The 15212-nt window shown below is 43.3% G+C and carries 11 protein-coding genes; 6 read left to right on the top strand and 5 right to left on the bottom strand.

Annotated elements, in window-relative coordinates; genetic code table 11:
- Positions 1-145: 145 nt before the first annotated feature.
- Together E0H79_RS02240 and E0H79_RS02235 are read right to left on the bottom strand one after the other, a co-directional pair.
- Entirely contained in the window at positions 146-1081 is a 936-nt protein-coding gene (locus E0H79_RS02240) for a tRNA dihydrouridine synthase (protein ID WP_213072756.1), read from the bottom strand.
- A gap of 316 nt (positions 1082-1397) precedes the next feature.
- On the bottom strand, positions 1398-2207 hold the full coding sequence (locus E0H79_RS02235) for a cytochrome C assembly family protein (protein ID WP_004972376.1): 810 nt from the start codon (positions 2205-2207) through the stop codon (positions 1398-1400).
- 139 nt (positions 2208-2346) lie between these two features.
- Here E0H79_RS02235 and ffh point away from each other — a divergent pair, with 139 nt between their 5' ends.
- Positions 2347-3756, top strand: coding sequence for a signal recognition particle protein (gene ffh / locus E0H79_RS02230; RefSeq protein ID WP_131260716.1), 1410 nt, complete (start codon positions 2347-2349; stop codon positions 3754-3756).
- Positions 3757-3892: 136 nt separating this feature from the next.
- Here the strand turns inward: ffh and E0H79_RS02225 are convergent, their stop codons facing one another.
- Together E0H79_RS02225 and E0H79_RS02220 are read right to left on the bottom strand one after the other, a co-directional pair.
- Positions 3893-4633, bottom strand: a complete 741-nt coding sequence (locus E0H79_RS02225; RefSeq protein WP_131260715.1) for a type III pantothenate kinase — start codon at positions 4631-4633, stop codon at positions 3893-3895.
- A complete protein-coding gene (locus E0H79_RS02220) occupies positions 4630-5397 on the bottom strand; it encodes a biotin--[acetyl-CoA-carboxylase] ligase (RefSeq protein WP_004972369.1) in 768 nt (255 codons plus the stop codon). The genes E0H79_RS02225 and E0H79_RS02220 overlap by 4 nt, the downstream gene beginning before the upstream one ends.
- A 28-nt stretch (positions 5398-5425) precedes the next feature.
- On the opposite strand from E0H79_RS02220, the gene E0H79_RS02215 reads away from it, so the two are divergent.
- The 5 genes from E0H79_RS02215 (at position 5426) to ligA (ending at position 13897) form a co-directional block, all read left to right on the top strand.
- Positions 5426-6235 (top strand): sulfite exporter TauE/SafE family protein, encoded by an 810-nt coding sequence (locus E0H79_RS02215; RefSeq protein WP_004972366.1) that lies wholly within the window; start codon positions 5426-5428, stop codon positions 6233-6235.
- Positions 6236-6454: 219 nt separating this feature from the next.
- Positions 6455-7150 (top strand): GntR family transcriptional regulator, encoded by a 696-nt coding sequence (locus tag E0H79_RS02210; RefSeq protein ID WP_004972365.1) that lies wholly within the window; start codon positions 6455-6457, stop codon positions 7148-7150.
- A gap of 10 nt (positions 7151-7160) precedes the next feature.
- Positions 7161-10625: a chromosome segregation protein SMC gene (smc, locus tag E0H79_RS02205; RefSeq protein ID WP_131260714.1), complete on the top strand. Its 3465-nt coding sequence runs from the start codon at positions 7161-7163 to the stop codon at positions 10623-10625.
- A gap of 1 nt (position 10626) precedes the next feature.
- Positions 10627-11676, top strand: a complete 1050-nt coding sequence (locus E0H79_RS02200) for a cell division protein ZipA C-terminal FtsZ-binding domain-containing protein (protein WP_131260713.1) — start codon at positions 10627-10629, stop codon at positions 11674-11676.
- Between the two features lie 184 nt (positions 11677-11860).
- The gene (ligA, locus tag E0H79_RS02195) at positions 11861-13897 is read left to right on the top strand and encodes an NAD-dependent DNA ligase LigA (RefSeq protein ID WP_131260712.1); all 2037 of its coding nucleotides are present in this window, start codon (positions 11861-11863) and stop codon (positions 13895-13897) included.
- 86 nt (positions 13898-13983) lie between these two features.
- Here the strand turns inward: ligA and E0H79_RS02190 are convergent, their stop codons facing one another.
- Positions 13984-15045, bottom strand: a complete 1062-nt coding sequence (locus E0H79_RS02190) for an SDR family oxidoreductase (protein ID WP_131260711.1) — start codon at positions 15043-15045, stop codon at positions 13984-13986.
- Positions 15046-15212: the final 167 nt, after the last annotated feature.

Genomic DNA, 15212 nt, shown 5'->3' with positions numbered 1-15212 from the left:
AGTCATTTAGAATGACTAAATTTCCTGTCCCATGCCTTATATCAGCTAAAAAATATGCATCGCCGCAAACATAGACGAATTGTCAGCAGACCCTAATAAAAGCTGAAATTTTTTAGATGAAGCTTGAGTTTGATGGATTCAATGTTTAAGTCGTGTGCGCGACTAATTTTTCAATGATTTCATCCAGCTTTTTCAGACGCTTGATTTCATCCCACAAAGCTTTGGCTTCGGGATAATGTTTCGACATCATGCCGAGCCATTGTTTATAACGTCCCAGCATCCCAATTTCTGTTTTGGCAGGGCCGTGAATAAAGCGAATTTGTAGTTGCAGCAAATCTTGCCAACTCAGCAAAGGCAGGTCTGAATTTTGACGAATACATTGGGTCAAATCTGGGGTGGTGACCGCACCACGACCAATCATCAAATTTTCACAGCCCGATTCTAACTGGCATTGTTTGGCATCGGCATTGTTCCAAATTTCACCATTGGCGATGACGTTAATCTTCAAGGCTTCACGAATAGGACGTAGCTGATCCCAAAATGCGGGAGGCGTATAGCCATCGGCTTTGGTACGTGCATGTACTGTAACCCATGCTGCGCCTGCATCTTCAATGGCGTGCGCATTTTCTAGCATGAAGTTCCGATCCATATAGCCTAGACGCATTTTGGCAGAAACTGGAATATGAGCAGGAACGGCATCGCGAACCGCTTTAACCAGTTCATATACTACTTCGGGTTCATCAAGTAAAACTGAACCGCCACGATGCCGATTGACTGTTTTGGCAGGGCAGCCAAAGTTCATATCAATTGCAGGTGCACCCATAGCCGCAACTTTGGCTGCATTGGCGGCTAACATTTCAGGATTATTCCCCAAAAACTGAACATGCACAGGCGTACCTGCCGCAGTTTTGCCATTGGTGAGTAGTTCTGGGCAATAGGTGTGGTAGATATGGTCTGGCAAAATGCTGTCTGTGACCCGAATAAACTCTGTTACACACCAGTCAAAACTGCCTACAGACGTGATTACATCACGCATGATGGGGTCGGTTAAGCCTTCCATGGGTGCAAGAATCAGTTTCACAAGATGCTGCCAGTTCAAACAAAAGTGGAGTTATACGTTTTTTTCTGTGGGTTGTCTAGGAAAAGGGTTTTGAATTGAAGTGGTTGTAGCTAAGGTTCTGGTATTTAAGCTGTTTTATTTGACACAGTGATCTGTATCTCAAGTTTTATCTAGTCCATGCAGTTGATGTGCATCCTAGACTAGATCTTTTAATTGAGTTCTTACATCGTTAGAAATCATTTAAATGATTGGCTTAATTTAAACAGCCCATTCCCCCTCGACTATGCTATTAAATAATTGATCATCCTACACTTTGAATGAGCAAAATAAAAACACCTTACTTACTCAAAATCATTTCCAACACAAATTTAGAACCAATAAAACCGAGCGCCAATAAAAAGAAGCCAATAATGGTAAAGCGAATCGCTTTTTGTCCACGCCAACCAAACTTATAACGCCCAAGTAACAACGACCCATAGACAAACCAAGAAATAATACTAAAGGCAGTTTTATGTGCTAAATGCTGTGCAAAGAAATGTTCTACCGTAAAGAAACCAAAACCTAGTGCGACTGTGAGTAAGGCAAAACCTGCAATCAACATATCAAACAGCAAAGATTCCATATCTTGCAAAGACGGCAGCAAATTTACCCAAACCCGACGTTTTTGTTTGTTTTTCAGTTCGCGGTTTTGAAACCACATGAGCACGGCATGAATGGTCGCCATCAACAATACGGCATAAGCAGACAGCGATAAAATAATATGAATATCTAAACCAATCGAGTTTTGGTTAATAAATAAATTATGTTGGCTGAATGAAAAACCTGCAATTAAACCTACTGCTGCTACAGGAATACCAATCAAATTTAGCGCAATTACAGGTCGGTAACTGCTGAACAGCAAGCTCAATAACAACATTAAACCCGCAGTAAATGACATTAGGTTAAACACGTTGTAGTTGACACCCATCGGCGTCCACATATCGTTATACAACACGGCAGCATGCAGCAATAAGCCCAAACTGAGCAGAGAACGAATAAACCAGTGATTTGGCGCACGTTTAGACATTAAATGTGAAAATAAATACCAAAAAGAACTGGTATAAGCGATTAATGCTAAAATCGTATAAACCAAGGGGAGACTGATCATGTCAAACCTTTTTCAGGATGATGAATATTCATTTATATAAATTCGATGCGAACTACAGTATCCTATAGCATCTTGTGCATAAATTTTCTATTTTAAAGAAACATTTTTTTGCTAATGGCTATTTTAAGCGGAATTTGCAATGTTTGATACCTTAACAGAACGACTCACGCAGAGTTTAAGAAATGTTACTGGCTCAGGGCAGCTAACCGAAGACAATATTAAAGATACGTTACGTGAAGTACGTATGGCACTTCTTGAAGCCGATGTGGCGTTACCTGTAACTCGTGAATTCATCGCGAAAGTTAAGGAAGAGGCATTGGGTCAGGAAGTGATGACTCAGTTATCCCCTGGTCAGGCGTTCGTCAAAATTGTCTATGACGAACTCACAAAAATGATGGGCGAGGCCAATGAAAGCCTTGACCTTGCTGCCAAGCCACCGGTTGTGGTGTTATTGGCAGGTTTGCAGGGTGCGGGTAAAACCACCACTGCAGCAAAATTGGCACGTTTCTTACAAGAACGTCAAAAGAAAAAAGTGGCGATGGTGTCTGCCGACGTTTACCGTCCTGCGGCAATTAAACAGCTACAAACGGTTGCAGGCGAAGTTGGCGCAATTTTCTTTGACTCAAATGCCAATGAAAACCCTGTCGATATTGCCAACCGTGCCATCGAACAGGCAAAAATTCAGTTTGCTGATGTGTTAATTGTCGATACTGCAGGTCGTTTGCACGTCGATGATGACATGATGGATGAAATCAAGGCATTACATTCAGCGATTAAACCGACTGAAACCTTGTTCGTGGTCGATGCCATGACGGGTCAGGATGCGGCAAATACAGCCAAAGCCTTTAATGATGCCTTGCCATTAACAGGTGTAATCCTTACTAAAACTGATGGTGATGCGCGCGGTGGTGCAGCACTTTCAGTTCGTGCGATTACGGGTAAACCAATTAAATTCTTGGGGATGGGTGAAAAACTCGATGCCCTAGAGCCATTCCACCCAGAACGTGTTGCACAACGTATTTTGGGCATGGGTGACGTGCTGTCTTTGGTCGAAGAAGTTGAACGTAAAATCGACAAAGAAAAAGCCGAAAAAATGGCGAAAAAACTGCAAAAAGGCGGCAGCTTCAACTTTGAAGATATGCTGATGCAGTTTGAACAAATGAATAAAATGGGCGGCATGATGGGCTTCTTAGATAAGTTGCCTGGCATGAGCAACTCAGGTATTCAAGATGCAATTGCGCAAGCCAATCCTGAAAAGCAAGTGAAAAAGATGGAAGCGATTATCCAGTCGATGACCATCAAAGAGCGTCGTAACCCAGACCTGATGAATCCAAGCCGTAAAAAACGTATTGCTGCGGGTTGTGGTATGGATGTGTCAGAAGTGAATAAGTTGATCAAGCAACATGCACAAATGGCAAAAATGATGAAAAAATTTGCCAATCCATCGGGCATGGTAAAAATGATGCGTTCACTGGGCGGTTTACAAAAGCAATTCAGTGGCGGCGGTATGGGGCCATTGTTTGGTGGCAACGACCCAACCAAGAAATAATTGTTAAAAACATCTTAGAATCAAAGTGTTAAAAAAGCAGGCGCATAAAAATGCGCCTGCTTTTTTGTTGTTCTTTATTCGTAGATGACAGCTACACCGAAAGATTTATCAGCGTAGATGGAGCAATGTTTGGTTTTTAGTGCACTTCATGGGTTGCATATTGAATATAACGCTGCAAACCTTTGAGCAATAAATCTTGCTCGACTTGCGGTTGATATTGCTGCAAGAATTTGGCAAACAGCGGTGCATCGCCACCCGTTAAAATCAGTTTACGTGGTGACTGTCGAATTACATGCTCAATGGTGCTGAGCAAGCCGAGTAAAATACCATGATGAACAGCATCAATGGTGCTGCGTCCTGGGGTGAGTTCATCAAATGCAGCATCGGGAATTTTAATGCCTTTGGTGTTTTGAATCAGTGCATCACGTTGCAAATATAAGTTCGGTAAAATATAGCCGCCTAAATGCGTCAGTCCATCCGCCAAATCAATAGTCAGCGCCGTACCACAACTAATGACACAATAATTTTCTTGTGGGTCATTTGCCACGGCAAGCACTTGCAACCAGCGGTCTATCCCCAGTTGTTGAATATCATATTCACAATGCAAACCTGCATAATCTGCATGCACTTTGGCATAAATCACAGGCACTTTCAGGGTTTTTAAAATCAAGTGAATGCGTTGATTATTCTTCTGATCTTGTACCGATGACACGCCTACTTTATGCACATTCAGACTTTTAAAGTGTTGAATCAAACCCAGCAACAAATCGGCAGGAGATTGCAAATGCAATTCTGCTTCATGTTCGATGATGCGGTCTTGTTCTGTGACCCAATATTTCAGGCGGGTGTTACCAATATCTAGCCATAAATTTTTCATGAAGATGACTCGGCATGATCGATAGGGCGTAAACGTCCCTGATAAAAAACTTCAAGCCCTTGTGCCGTTTCAATTTGCACTGCGCCATCATCCTGAATGCCTAAAAAAGTACCCTGACAAGTACCTTTAAAATGTTCAAATTCAACTTGTTGTTGCATAAATGCGGCATGATGATTGAAGCGAGATGCCAAATTATAGCAATCGTGATTAAACCAGTCGCAGGCTTGTTGAATGGCAAGATAAAGCTCTGCGATCAGGCGCACACGATCAATAGATACCAAACCCAGTTCGGTTAAAGATGTGGTTTTTTGATCAATAACTGCTGAGCTGACAGGTGCAAGATTAAGCCCAACCCCAACAATGACTTGCTGTGCAGAAATTGGCTCAATTAAGATGCCGCCCCATTTGCCTTGCGGGCTGTATAAGTCATTTGGCCATTTTACTTGTAGATTCAGCGCCTGTAGACTCGGCATTTGCAAGATATTTAACGCAATTTCTAAAGCCAAACGCCCATTTACAGGTGTTCGTAAATTTAGCAATGTGCTTAAATAGATGTTCCCTTCGGGTGATACCCATTGCCGTTGACGTTGTCCTCGACCATGCGTTTGTCTGGTACTGCATACCAAGACACTCTGCACACCTTTTTGTGCAATTTCCCGTACATCATCATTGGTGGAAGTGGTAATCGGCTTCAGGATGAGTACTTCTGGAAGCTGTCCTGCTTCTGTGAGTTGTTGTTGCAGTTGTCGGGTTTCTACATCCATACGAATTTACAAATAGTGGAATATATTTATGGAGTTAATCATATATTTATTGATTGGTGCAATTGCTGGATTTGCAGCAGGGCTGTTTGGCGTGGGCGGCGGCTTAATTATTGTGCCAATTTTATATATTGTGTTCACTCAACTCAATTATGACCCATCGGTGTTAATGCACATGGCGGTGGGGACATCATTGGCAACCATTATTGTAACTTCGATCAGCTCAGTTACGGCACACCATAAAAAAGGTGCGGTGATGTGGCCTGTATTTCGTAATCTTGCGCCTGGTTTAATTGTGGGTGCATTTGTTGGTGCAGGTATTGCCGATTTCCTTTCGGGGCAAGGCTTACAATTATTAATTGGCGGTTTTGCACTGTGGGTGGCTTTTAAGATGTTTAGAGGCGCAAATATTGCGGTTGATCCTTCACATCATTTGCCTTCAACTGCAAAGCAAGTCATGGCGGGCGGTGGGATTGGCATTGCCTCTGCAATTTTTGGGATTGGCGGTGGCAGTTTAACAGTGCCGTACTTAAACCGTTACGGCGTGGTCATGCAAAAAGCGGTAGCAACCTCAGCCGCTTGTGGTTTGCCAATTGCGGTGGCGGGCGCATTAGGCTTTATGTGGTTTGGTAAGCAAGCCGAAGTTGCAGTACCCAATACCATTGGTTATATCCACATTTATGCATTTATAGGCATTAGTGTGATGAGCTTTATTACTGCCAAAGTTGGTGCGAAAGTGGCACATTTGTTATCGCCAGCGATGTTGAAAAAATGTTTTGCCTGCTTGCTGACCACCGTTGGCTGTTATTTTGTATATCAGGGTATGCGAGTATTTTTCTAAGTTGAGTCGCTATTTTCTTTGTTTTAAGCCATGTAAAATTGGCTCTAGCGCCATGAAATTGTCGGACAATGTCATGGCGTTGTGATCTGTTTCGCAGTAAAAAGAAAGATGCTTGTATCGGAGCTATGCTTGCAGTCGAAGGATGATCCTGAGATGTCTTAAATGAGAGTAGCTCCGAATTTTCATCACTGCATCTTATAAAAACAAGATAGGAACAGTATGCAACAACAAGAATCAGAAAGTTTATCGGAACAAATTGCCCGACACATCGCAGAACAGATTATTAGCGGTGATTTGGTTGAAGGTGAGCGTATTCAGGAATTGCGCATCGCCAAAGAACTGGACGTGAGTCGTGGTTCGGTACGTGAAGCGCTGTTGTTATTGCAACGTACTCATCTGATTGAAATTTTTCCACGTCGTGGTGCAATTGTGTCGGAAATGTCGGCACAGCAAGTCCGAGCTTTGTTTGACAGCAGCAGTTTGTTATTGGGTTATATTGTGCAGCGTATTGCGGACACGTGGCGAATGCATGAAGCTGAAGCCTTACAACAACTTTTGCTGCAACTGGCAGAGCAATGTCGCTTGGGCAATACTGAAAAGTTTTATGATTTAATTTTTCAATATCTGGCACGGCAGCCTGATATGGTGGGAAATTTATATTTAATGAAGTTCTATCAAGAGTTATTGCCATCGTTAAGACGCAGTTACTTTTTGACCTTAAATACTTCGCGTCGGGAGTTACAAGAATCTTTTGAATTATTTAAACTGGTGAGTGATGCAATTTTAAGCAGAAAATCACAACAAGCCACTTTATTTATGGAAGATTTTTGCCGACACTTGCGCAACTTGGTGTTGGAATCTCTGACCCGTATGAAACAGATCGAGCTTGCATGGGCAAGACGTTCACGCCGTTAATTGGGACATTATGCGTTTAAGCAGTTTAAAACTTTCTGGCTTCAAATCTTTTGCCGACAGTACGACCTTACATTTTAAAGCCAACCGTACCGCTGTGGTGGGGCCGAATGGTTGTGGTAAATCCAATGTGATTGACGCCATTCGTTGGGTGATGGGCGAATCTAGTGCGCGCCAGTTGCGTGGCGGCAGTATGCAGGATGTAATTTTCACAGGAACTGCCAAACGCAAACCTGTAGGTGTAGCCAGTGTTGAACTGCGTTTTGACAATACCTATGGCAAATTGGGCGGTGCTTATAACGCCTATAATGAACTGTCGGTACGTCGGCAGGTCAACCGTGATGGTAAGTCTGAATATTTTTTAAATGGAACCAAGTGTCGTCGTCGTGACATCACCGATATTTTTCTGGGTACAGGTTTAGGCCCGCGTTCTTATGCAATTATTGAACAGGGCATGATTAATCGTTTGGTTGATGCTAAACCTGAAGAAATGCGGGTGTTTATTGAAGAAGCGGCAGGCGTGTCACGTTATCAGGCGCGTCGTCGTGAAACCATGCTGCATTTGGATCACACCACGCAGAACTTGGCGCGTTTGGAAGATATTGCTTCAGAACTAAAATCGCAATTAAAAACCTTAAAACGTCAGTCAGAAACAGCAATTCAATACAAAGCGCTTGAGAGCGAAATTCGCACCATTAAAGTCGAAGTGTTGTCTTTTCAGTGTGAACAAAGTGCACGTTTACAGCAAGAATATACCCTGAGTATGAATGAGTTAGGGGAAAGTTTTAAATTGGTGCGCTCTGAGCTGACCACTTTGGAACATGACTTAACTGCGACCAGTGAGTTGTTTCAGCGTTTGATTCAGCAATCGACACCGCTACAGCAAGAATGGCAACAGGCAGAAAAGAAACTGGCTGAACTGAAAATGACTTTGGAACAAAAACAAAGTTTGTTTCAGCAAAATACCGCGACTTTATCGCAGCTTGAACAACAAAAAGCACAAACCAAAGAGCGTTTGCAGTTGATTGAATTGCAGCTAGAGAGTTTGGTCGATCAGCAAGAAAACCAACAGGAAAATCTACAGCAGCAAGATCATTTGGCGCAGCAGCAGAGCCAGCAATTTCAGGATTTAAAAGCACAGCAACAAACCCAAGCTGCACAATATGCCCAAGTCAAAGCGCAAGTAGAACAGCAACAACAAAAGCATGTGCACATGCAGGCGCAAAGTGAGCAGTTAGCCAAAAATATCAGCCGTATTGAACAGCAAAAACAAACCCTGACACAGCAGTTTGCACAAATTCAGCCGCAAGATCAGCAAGAGGGAATGCAACAACTGCAAGACGAAAAGACCCGCTTGCAGGCTGAAATGCTAACACTAGAACAGAATATTCAAGACAGCACTCAGCAACTCGCCACGTTGCAGACCAACTATAATGAGCACAAAGCACAGTGTGCGACCTTAAAATCTGAGATTCAGATTTTGCAGTCAGAACAGAAAAACCTCAATCAATTGCTCATTAAGCAAAGTCCAAAAGCCCAAACCGATGTGGTGCAGTTGATGCAAGTATTACAACTTGCAGATGTGGCGAAACCACATGCCAATTTAATTGAAAAGTTCTTGGCTAAATGGTTATCTGCGCAGGTGGTAGAAGCAGATATTGAATTTCAGGACAGCCGCGCACGTCAGCTAAAAATTCATTTGGCTGTAGATTCAAAAACATCAAAAATACAGCTTTCGGGGTGTGAGTCGCTCAGTGACTGGATTGCTTCACCGCAAAGTAGCTTGTGGCAAAGTGTCGCAATTACAGAAAGTTTATCGCAGGCTTTGGCATTGCAAGTGCAATTACAAGCAGGGCAGTCTATCCTTAGTTTAGATGGTTATCATGTGGGAGCAGACTGGGTAATCGGGCTGTTTTATGATGAAGCGGCACAGGCAGGGCAAGGGGCATTAAGCCATCGGATTCGCTTGGATGAAATTGAACAGGCGTTGGCGTTGCAACTGCCACAATATGAGCAAGCAGAACAGCAACTGCCTGAATTGCAGCAACAGGTAAAACAGTTGCAGCAGCAATTGCAGCAACAACAGCAACAGCTCAAACAGCAACAGCAAGCCTTGCAAACGCTAGATGTGCAAATGGCGAAAGCCGAAAGTGCGGCACGGGCTTTTGCAGTACAGCAACAGCAATTACAGCATCAATTGGCACAATTAGATGAGCAGCTTGAAGAAGATGCCATGCAAAAAGATGATCTGGAAATTGATTTGCATGCTTTGGCTTTTAAACTTGAGCAAGCCTTACCGCAGTATAAAATCTTGCAATTTCAGGTCGAGCAGCTGAATGAGCAGCTGGATAGTTCACAGCAACAGTTTCAGCAGCAGCAACAAGAAGTGGATCTGTTACGTTGTCAAGCGGTACAAACTCAGCAGCAAATTGAACTGTTAGAAAAAGATGCCACTTTCTTAAAAGCACAATATCAACAAATTGTGGCGCAAATGGAACAAGCCAAAAAGTTTGTCGATCCTGTTCAGTTGGAATTGCCTGACTTGGAAACTCAGTTTTCAGAGCAGCAGCAGCAGACTGAAAAGCTGCAAAAAACTTGGCAGGAATGGCAAGTGGAATTGAACAGTGTGCAGTCCAAACAGCAGCAACTGACCGAGCAACGGCAGCAGCAACAGCAGCAAGATGAACAATTACGTGCCAAACTCGAAGAAAAGCGCTTGGCATGGCAATCGGCAAAGTCGGACTATCAGCATTATTCTGAACAGTTAAAAGATTTAAACAGCGAGATCATCACAGGTTTGCAGATTGATGTCGCTGCGCATCAACAAAAACTGGCGAAAGCGCAGCAACAGTTTGATAAATTGGGTGCGGTCAATTTGGCGGCTTCGGAAGAATATGAAGAAGTATCTGCCCGTTTTGCAGAATTAAGCCATCAAATTGAAGACTTGGAAAATACCGTTTCGCAGTTACAGGCGGCAATGAAAAGTATTGATCAGGAAACTCGTAAACTGTTTATGAATACTTTTGATCAGGTGAATACCGAATTGCAGGAGTTGTTTCCTAAAGTCTTTAATGGCGGTGAAGCGAGTCTGAGCTTGGAAGATGACTGGCAATCTGGGGTGAAATTGATGGCGCGTCCACCGGGTAAGCGCAACAGTTCTTTGGCCTTACTTTCAGGGGGTGAAAAAGCACTGACAGCTTTGGCTTTGGTTTTTGCAATCTTCCGTTTAAACCCAGCGCCATTTTGCGTACTCGATGAAGTTGATGCACCGTTAGATGATGCTAACGTGGGGCGCTTTTGTAATTTAGTAAAAGAACTTTCTGAACAAGTGCAATTCATTTACATTACACATAATAAACTTGCTATGACGATGGCAACCGACCTCTTAGGTGTTACCATGCCTGAACCGGGAACCTCAAAATTAGTAACCGTAAATTTAGAAGAAGCCGCAGAATACGGCCTAGTCGCGGAGGCATAATATGGAAATCACCACAATCGTTGGAATTGTCATCGCTATTGTGATCATGGCGTTTGGTTTGAAAATGATTCTAAAAAAACCTGTAGATTCAGCGCCATCCTTAGATTCGGAACTGCAATTTAATGCAGAAAGCCAAAAACCGATTATTCCACGCCATGTACGTGACCAATTGCAAAGCGACGCTACGCCACCGCGTGTGGAGCCGACTTTAAAGGTAGATGAAGTTACGCAAGATGCGCCTGCCAAGTCTGAACCACAGGCTTTAACGGATGATGTCGTGGCTTCTTCAAGCACAGAAACTGACAAAGTTGAACCGAGTTTGCAGGCAAATACAGAAAATTCTGAGCTTGATCCATCCACAACGATATCGAAGTCTGAAGTTGCACAAGACACGCCAAGCCCGACAGCGACAACTTCAGAATATTCATTATCGGATGAAATTCAGCAAGTGATTGTAGAAACTGAACCGAATGCGCAGACTGTCGAGCAAAACAAAGCTTCGACTGAATACAGTCTGAATCAACACATTGAAACTGCCGAAATTTCAGAATTTAATGAAGAAAGCAGCATTTTAGATTCGCATTTGCATGAACAAAAAATCATGGATGAAGAAAGTGCCTTGGCAACCGCTGAATCTTTTATCGCGCTGAATGTCTTCCCTGAACGTCGCATACTTTCGGGCGATAAAGCCTTAAAAGTCTTGATGAAATATGGTTTACGTTTCGGTGAAATGTCATGTTTCCATCGCTATAACGAAGATGGCACTAAATTATTATTTTCAGTTTTACAAATTAATGATGAAGGCGCAGATGGTTTTGATTTAGAAACTTTATCGAGCGAACAAGTTAAAGGTTTAGCGTTCTTCCTCGCTTTGCCGCACAGCGATGTGCAAAATGCCTTTGATACCATGGTCAGCATTTCAGGACTGATTGCACGTGAAATTGATGGAACGGTCTATGACCAAAACCATTTAGAGTTTACTCCACAATTACGTGAACACTGGCGTCATCAGGCGATAGATTATCGTGCTGGTCAGGCAAGTCATGTCTAGAATTGCGATCTCGTACTGGGTATAAGCTACGTCAAGTGTTTGGCAAATGAACTGAGTGCAGTAGGATAAATTGCAACTTTGCAGCCGCATTTTTATAATGTGCGCAGCAATACAAGCTGTAGCATGCGCTACATAGAAAAAATTGAAGGGCGGAACAAGACCGCCCTTTTTTATGGTGGAAAATATGTCTGTAGATTTAACCGTCGTGGCGCAAATGCGTCAATTGATTCAACTGCTTGCCAAGCACAATCATGCCTATTATGTGATGGATCAACCGACAATTGCAGACAGTGAATATGATCAGCTTTTCCATCAACTAAAAGCGTTGGAACAACAGTATCCAGATTTAGTTCAACCCGATACACCGACCAATAAAGTCGGTGGCACACCTTTGGCAAAGTTCACCACGGTTACACATGCTGTGCCAATGTTGTCTTTAGGCAATGTGTTTAATCAGGAAGAATTATTTGCCTTTGCAAGACGTGTCGAAGAGCGTTTGCCCAACCAAAATATTGAATACGATGTCGAACTCAAATTTGATGGTTTGGCGATTTCACTTTGGTATGAACATGGTGTTTTAGTGCGTGGTGTGACCCGTGGTGATGGGGAAACAGGGGAAGACATTACCCACAACGTCAAAACTATCCGCAATTTACCGAAAGTTTTGAGTGCGACAGAAACGGCTATTCCTGAATTTTTGGAAGTGCGTGGTGAAGTGTTGATGCCAAAACTTGGTTTTGAAAAACTCAATGCGGCCAATACAGCCAAAGGTGAAAAAACCTTTGCCAATCCACGCAATGCAGCAGCAGGCAGTTTGCGTCAGTTAGACCCGAATATTGCGGCTTCACGTCCTTTAGCATTCTATGCTTATGGCATTGCGCAATGTGTGCCGCCTCATGGACAAAGCACCATGTCCGACAGTTTGGCATGGTTGGGGCAGTTTGGTTTTGAAATTGGCGAACGTCATTTTGTCTGCAAGAGCATTCAAGATGTTCAGGCGGCCTATGAGCAAATTAACCTTGAGCGTCCGAATTTAAGCGTTGAAATTGATGGCATGGTGGTCAAGGTCAATGACTTGAAACAGCAACAGCAATTGGGCTTTTTAAGTCGTGAGCCGCGCTGGGCGACTGCCTATAAATTCCCTGCAGTTGCCGCTTTAACCACCATTGAAAATATTGATTGGCAAGTGGGGCGCACAGGTACGTTGACGCCTGTGGCACGTTTAAACCCCGTTGCGGTAGGTGGTGTGACGGTATCCAATGTTACTTTGCATAATATTGGTGAAATTCACCGTTTGGATGTGCGTTTAGGCGATACGGTCAGTGTTTACCGTAGTGGTGATGTGATTCCCAAAGTTGAAAAAGTCTGGCCTGAATTTCGCCTTGCCGATGCGCAAGAAGTGCATTTACCTGAACAATGCCCTGTGTGTGATTCGCCTGTGGTGATGCCTGAAGGTGAGGCTTTGGCGCGTTGTTCAGGCGGTTTGTATTGTGCGGCACAGCGTATTGAAGCGATTCGTCATTTTGTGTCACGTAAAGCCATGGATATTGAAGGTTTGGGTGATCGTTGGGTGGAGTCATTACTGCATCTGAACTTGCTACAAAATGTGGCTGATATTTATCATTTACACGAACACCGCGACATTTTGCTCGGCATTGAAAAAATGGGTGAGAAGTCGGTTCAAAACTTGATTGACTCGATTGAAAACAGCAAAAAAACTACTTTGGCTGCGTTTATTTATGCCTTGGGAATTCGTGGTGTGGGCGAAACCACCGCGCGGATGCTTGCCAATACTTTTCAGACTTTAGAGGCTTTGCGTGAAGCTGATTTAGAAGCGTTAAAGAAAACTCCAGATGTGGGAGATATTACGGCAGAATGGATTTTGGACTTTTTCCAAGCGCCGCATAATTTAGAAGTGTTGGATCGTTTATTAGCTGCAGGCATTCATTGGGATGCTCCGATTGCACCGACACGTCAGCCTTTGAATGGTGAAAGTTGGGTGATTACAGGGACGTTGAGCCAAATGGGACGCGATGAAGCGACTCAGTTGTTGCAGGCTTTGGGTGCACGGGTGAGTGGTAGTGTTTCGGGTAAAACCAAATGTGTCGTGGCGGGTGAGAAAGCTGGCTCAAAGCTGGAAAAAGCCGAGAAGTTGGGTGTGCAGGTCATGAATGAAGCTGAGTTTATTCAGCTGATGCAGGAATATGGTGTGCTTGAATAAGCATCATCCTACATTTTATCCACTAATAGGTACAAAGGCACTTCAACGATGAAGTGCCTTGGTTTTTACTGAGAGAAGTCGAAGGTTTAACGTTTCTTCACAATGCCATCATCAATGAGTTGCTGAAAATGTTCGACTAGACTGGTTTCAATATTGCGGTAGTGCATACCCAATTCATGCTGACTTTTTTCCGCATTAAAATAAATTGGGTAGCCCATATTCAGTTCCACAAATTTACGGGGAAAACCAAGTAGAGGGCCAAAGGCTTTAAAGGCAAATTTAGGTAACTGATTGCGTGGGAAAGGGTATTTACGTCCAAAGTGCTGCGCTAAAATTTTGCCCATTTCCAATAAGCTGAGTGTGCCACCGCTAATAATATAGCGACCTTCAGCAGCAGGGTTGAATGCGGCCTGAATGTGAGCATCGGCAACATCACGCACATCGACAATGCCATTCCACATAGCAGGGACACCTGCCAAGGTCATACCGTTGGCAAACTGCAATAACACTTCCACGCTGCCCGATTGGGTGTTTTTGGTCAACGATGGGCCAAGCACCAAAGCAGGGTTGATACAGACCAAATCCCAGCGGTTTTGTGCCTTTGCCATTTCCCAAGCTTTGCGTTCGGCTGCCACTTTTGAATAAGGATAAGGCTGATGCTCAGGGCTGCTGCTAGTATTCCAGTGACTTTCATCAAAGCGATTATTGGCCGTATTTAAAATATCAATCGCATCGCCGTAGGTTGCAGCAATACTTGAAGTCACCACTACACGCTTTACCGATGCAGTACGATTAACGCTGTTTAATACATTTTTGGTGCCTATGACGGCAGGTTCAATAATGTCTTTAACTGCATCTTTATAATTGGTGACCACAAAAGGCGAGGCCATGTGCAGCACGATTTCACAACCTTGCATGGCGGCATCAAAAGCACCTTCTTCAAGTAAGTTGGCTTGGAATAATTGTAAGTTGCCTGTGCTTTTTGCCGCGATATCAGTCAGATGTTGAAAACTGTGGGTTTTATTCAGATCACGCACCGTCGCGTGTACGGTATGTCCTTGTTCAAGCAGGTTTTTAATGACCCAACTGGCAATATAGCCTGTTGCGCCTGTGACTAAAATGGGTGCAGATGTATTTAGATTTGTCATTATTTTAAGAAAGTGATGGAACTCGTTACTATCATAAAGCAGCTGGGTTTTAAAATCCGCTTTTTAGGCGTTTTTTACGATACTTGAGCGTCAAAGTATGGTTTCTTTCAATATTTACAAAATGATGCAAAATCATTGTATTGTCATTTTTAAAGCTAAGTTTTGCC

Source organism: Acinetobacter sp. ANC 5045, from assembly GCF_004331005.1.
Taxonomy (GTDB): domain Bacteria; phylum Pseudomonadota; class Gammaproteobacteria; order Pseudomonadales; family Moraxellaceae; genus Acinetobacter; species Acinetobacter towneri.
Note: the sequence above shows the minus strand (reverse complement) of the source record. Positions and strands in the feature narration are given on the sequence as shown.

Excerpts from the sequence above, each read along its gene's own strand:
- E0H79_RS02235 (WP_004972376.1), bottom strand. The coding sequence starts at position 2,207 with ATGATCAGTCTCCCCTTGGTTTATACGATTTTAGCATTAATCGCTTAT.
- ffh (WP_131260716.1), top strand. The coding sequence starts at position 2,347 with ATGTTTGATACCTTAACAGAACGACTCACGCAGAGTTTAAGAAATGTT.
- E0H79_RS02225 (WP_131260715.1), bottom strand. The coding sequence starts at position 4,633 with ATGAAAAATTTATGGCTAGATATTGGTAACACCCGCCTGAAATATTGG.
- E0H79_RS02220 (WP_004972369.1), bottom strand. The coding sequence starts at position 5,397 with ATGGATGTAGAAACCCGACAACTGCAACAACAACTCACAGAAGCAGGA.
- E0H79_RS02215 (WP_004972366.1), top strand. The coding sequence starts at position 5,426 with ATGGAGTTAATCATATATTTATTGATTGGTGCAATTGCTGGATTTGCA.
- E0H79_RS02210 (WP_004972365.1), top strand. The coding sequence starts at position 6,455 with ATGCAACAACAAGAATCAGAAAGTTTATCGGAACAAATTGCCCGACAC.
- smc (WP_131260714.1), top strand. The coding sequence starts at position 7,161 with ATGCGTTTAAGCAGTTTAAAACTTTCTGGCTTCAAATCTTTTGCCGAC.
- E0H79_RS02200 (WP_131260713.1), top strand. The coding sequence starts at position 10,627 with ATGGAAATCACCACAATCGTTGGAATTGTCATCGCTATTGTGATCATG.
- ligA (WP_131260712.1), top strand. The coding sequence starts at position 11,861 with ATGTCTGTAGATTTAACCGTCGTGGCGCAAATGCGTCAATTGATTCAA.
- E0H79_RS02190 (WP_131260711.1), bottom strand. The coding sequence starts at position 15,045 with ATGACAAATCTAAATACATCTGCACCCATTTTAGTCACAGGCGCAACA.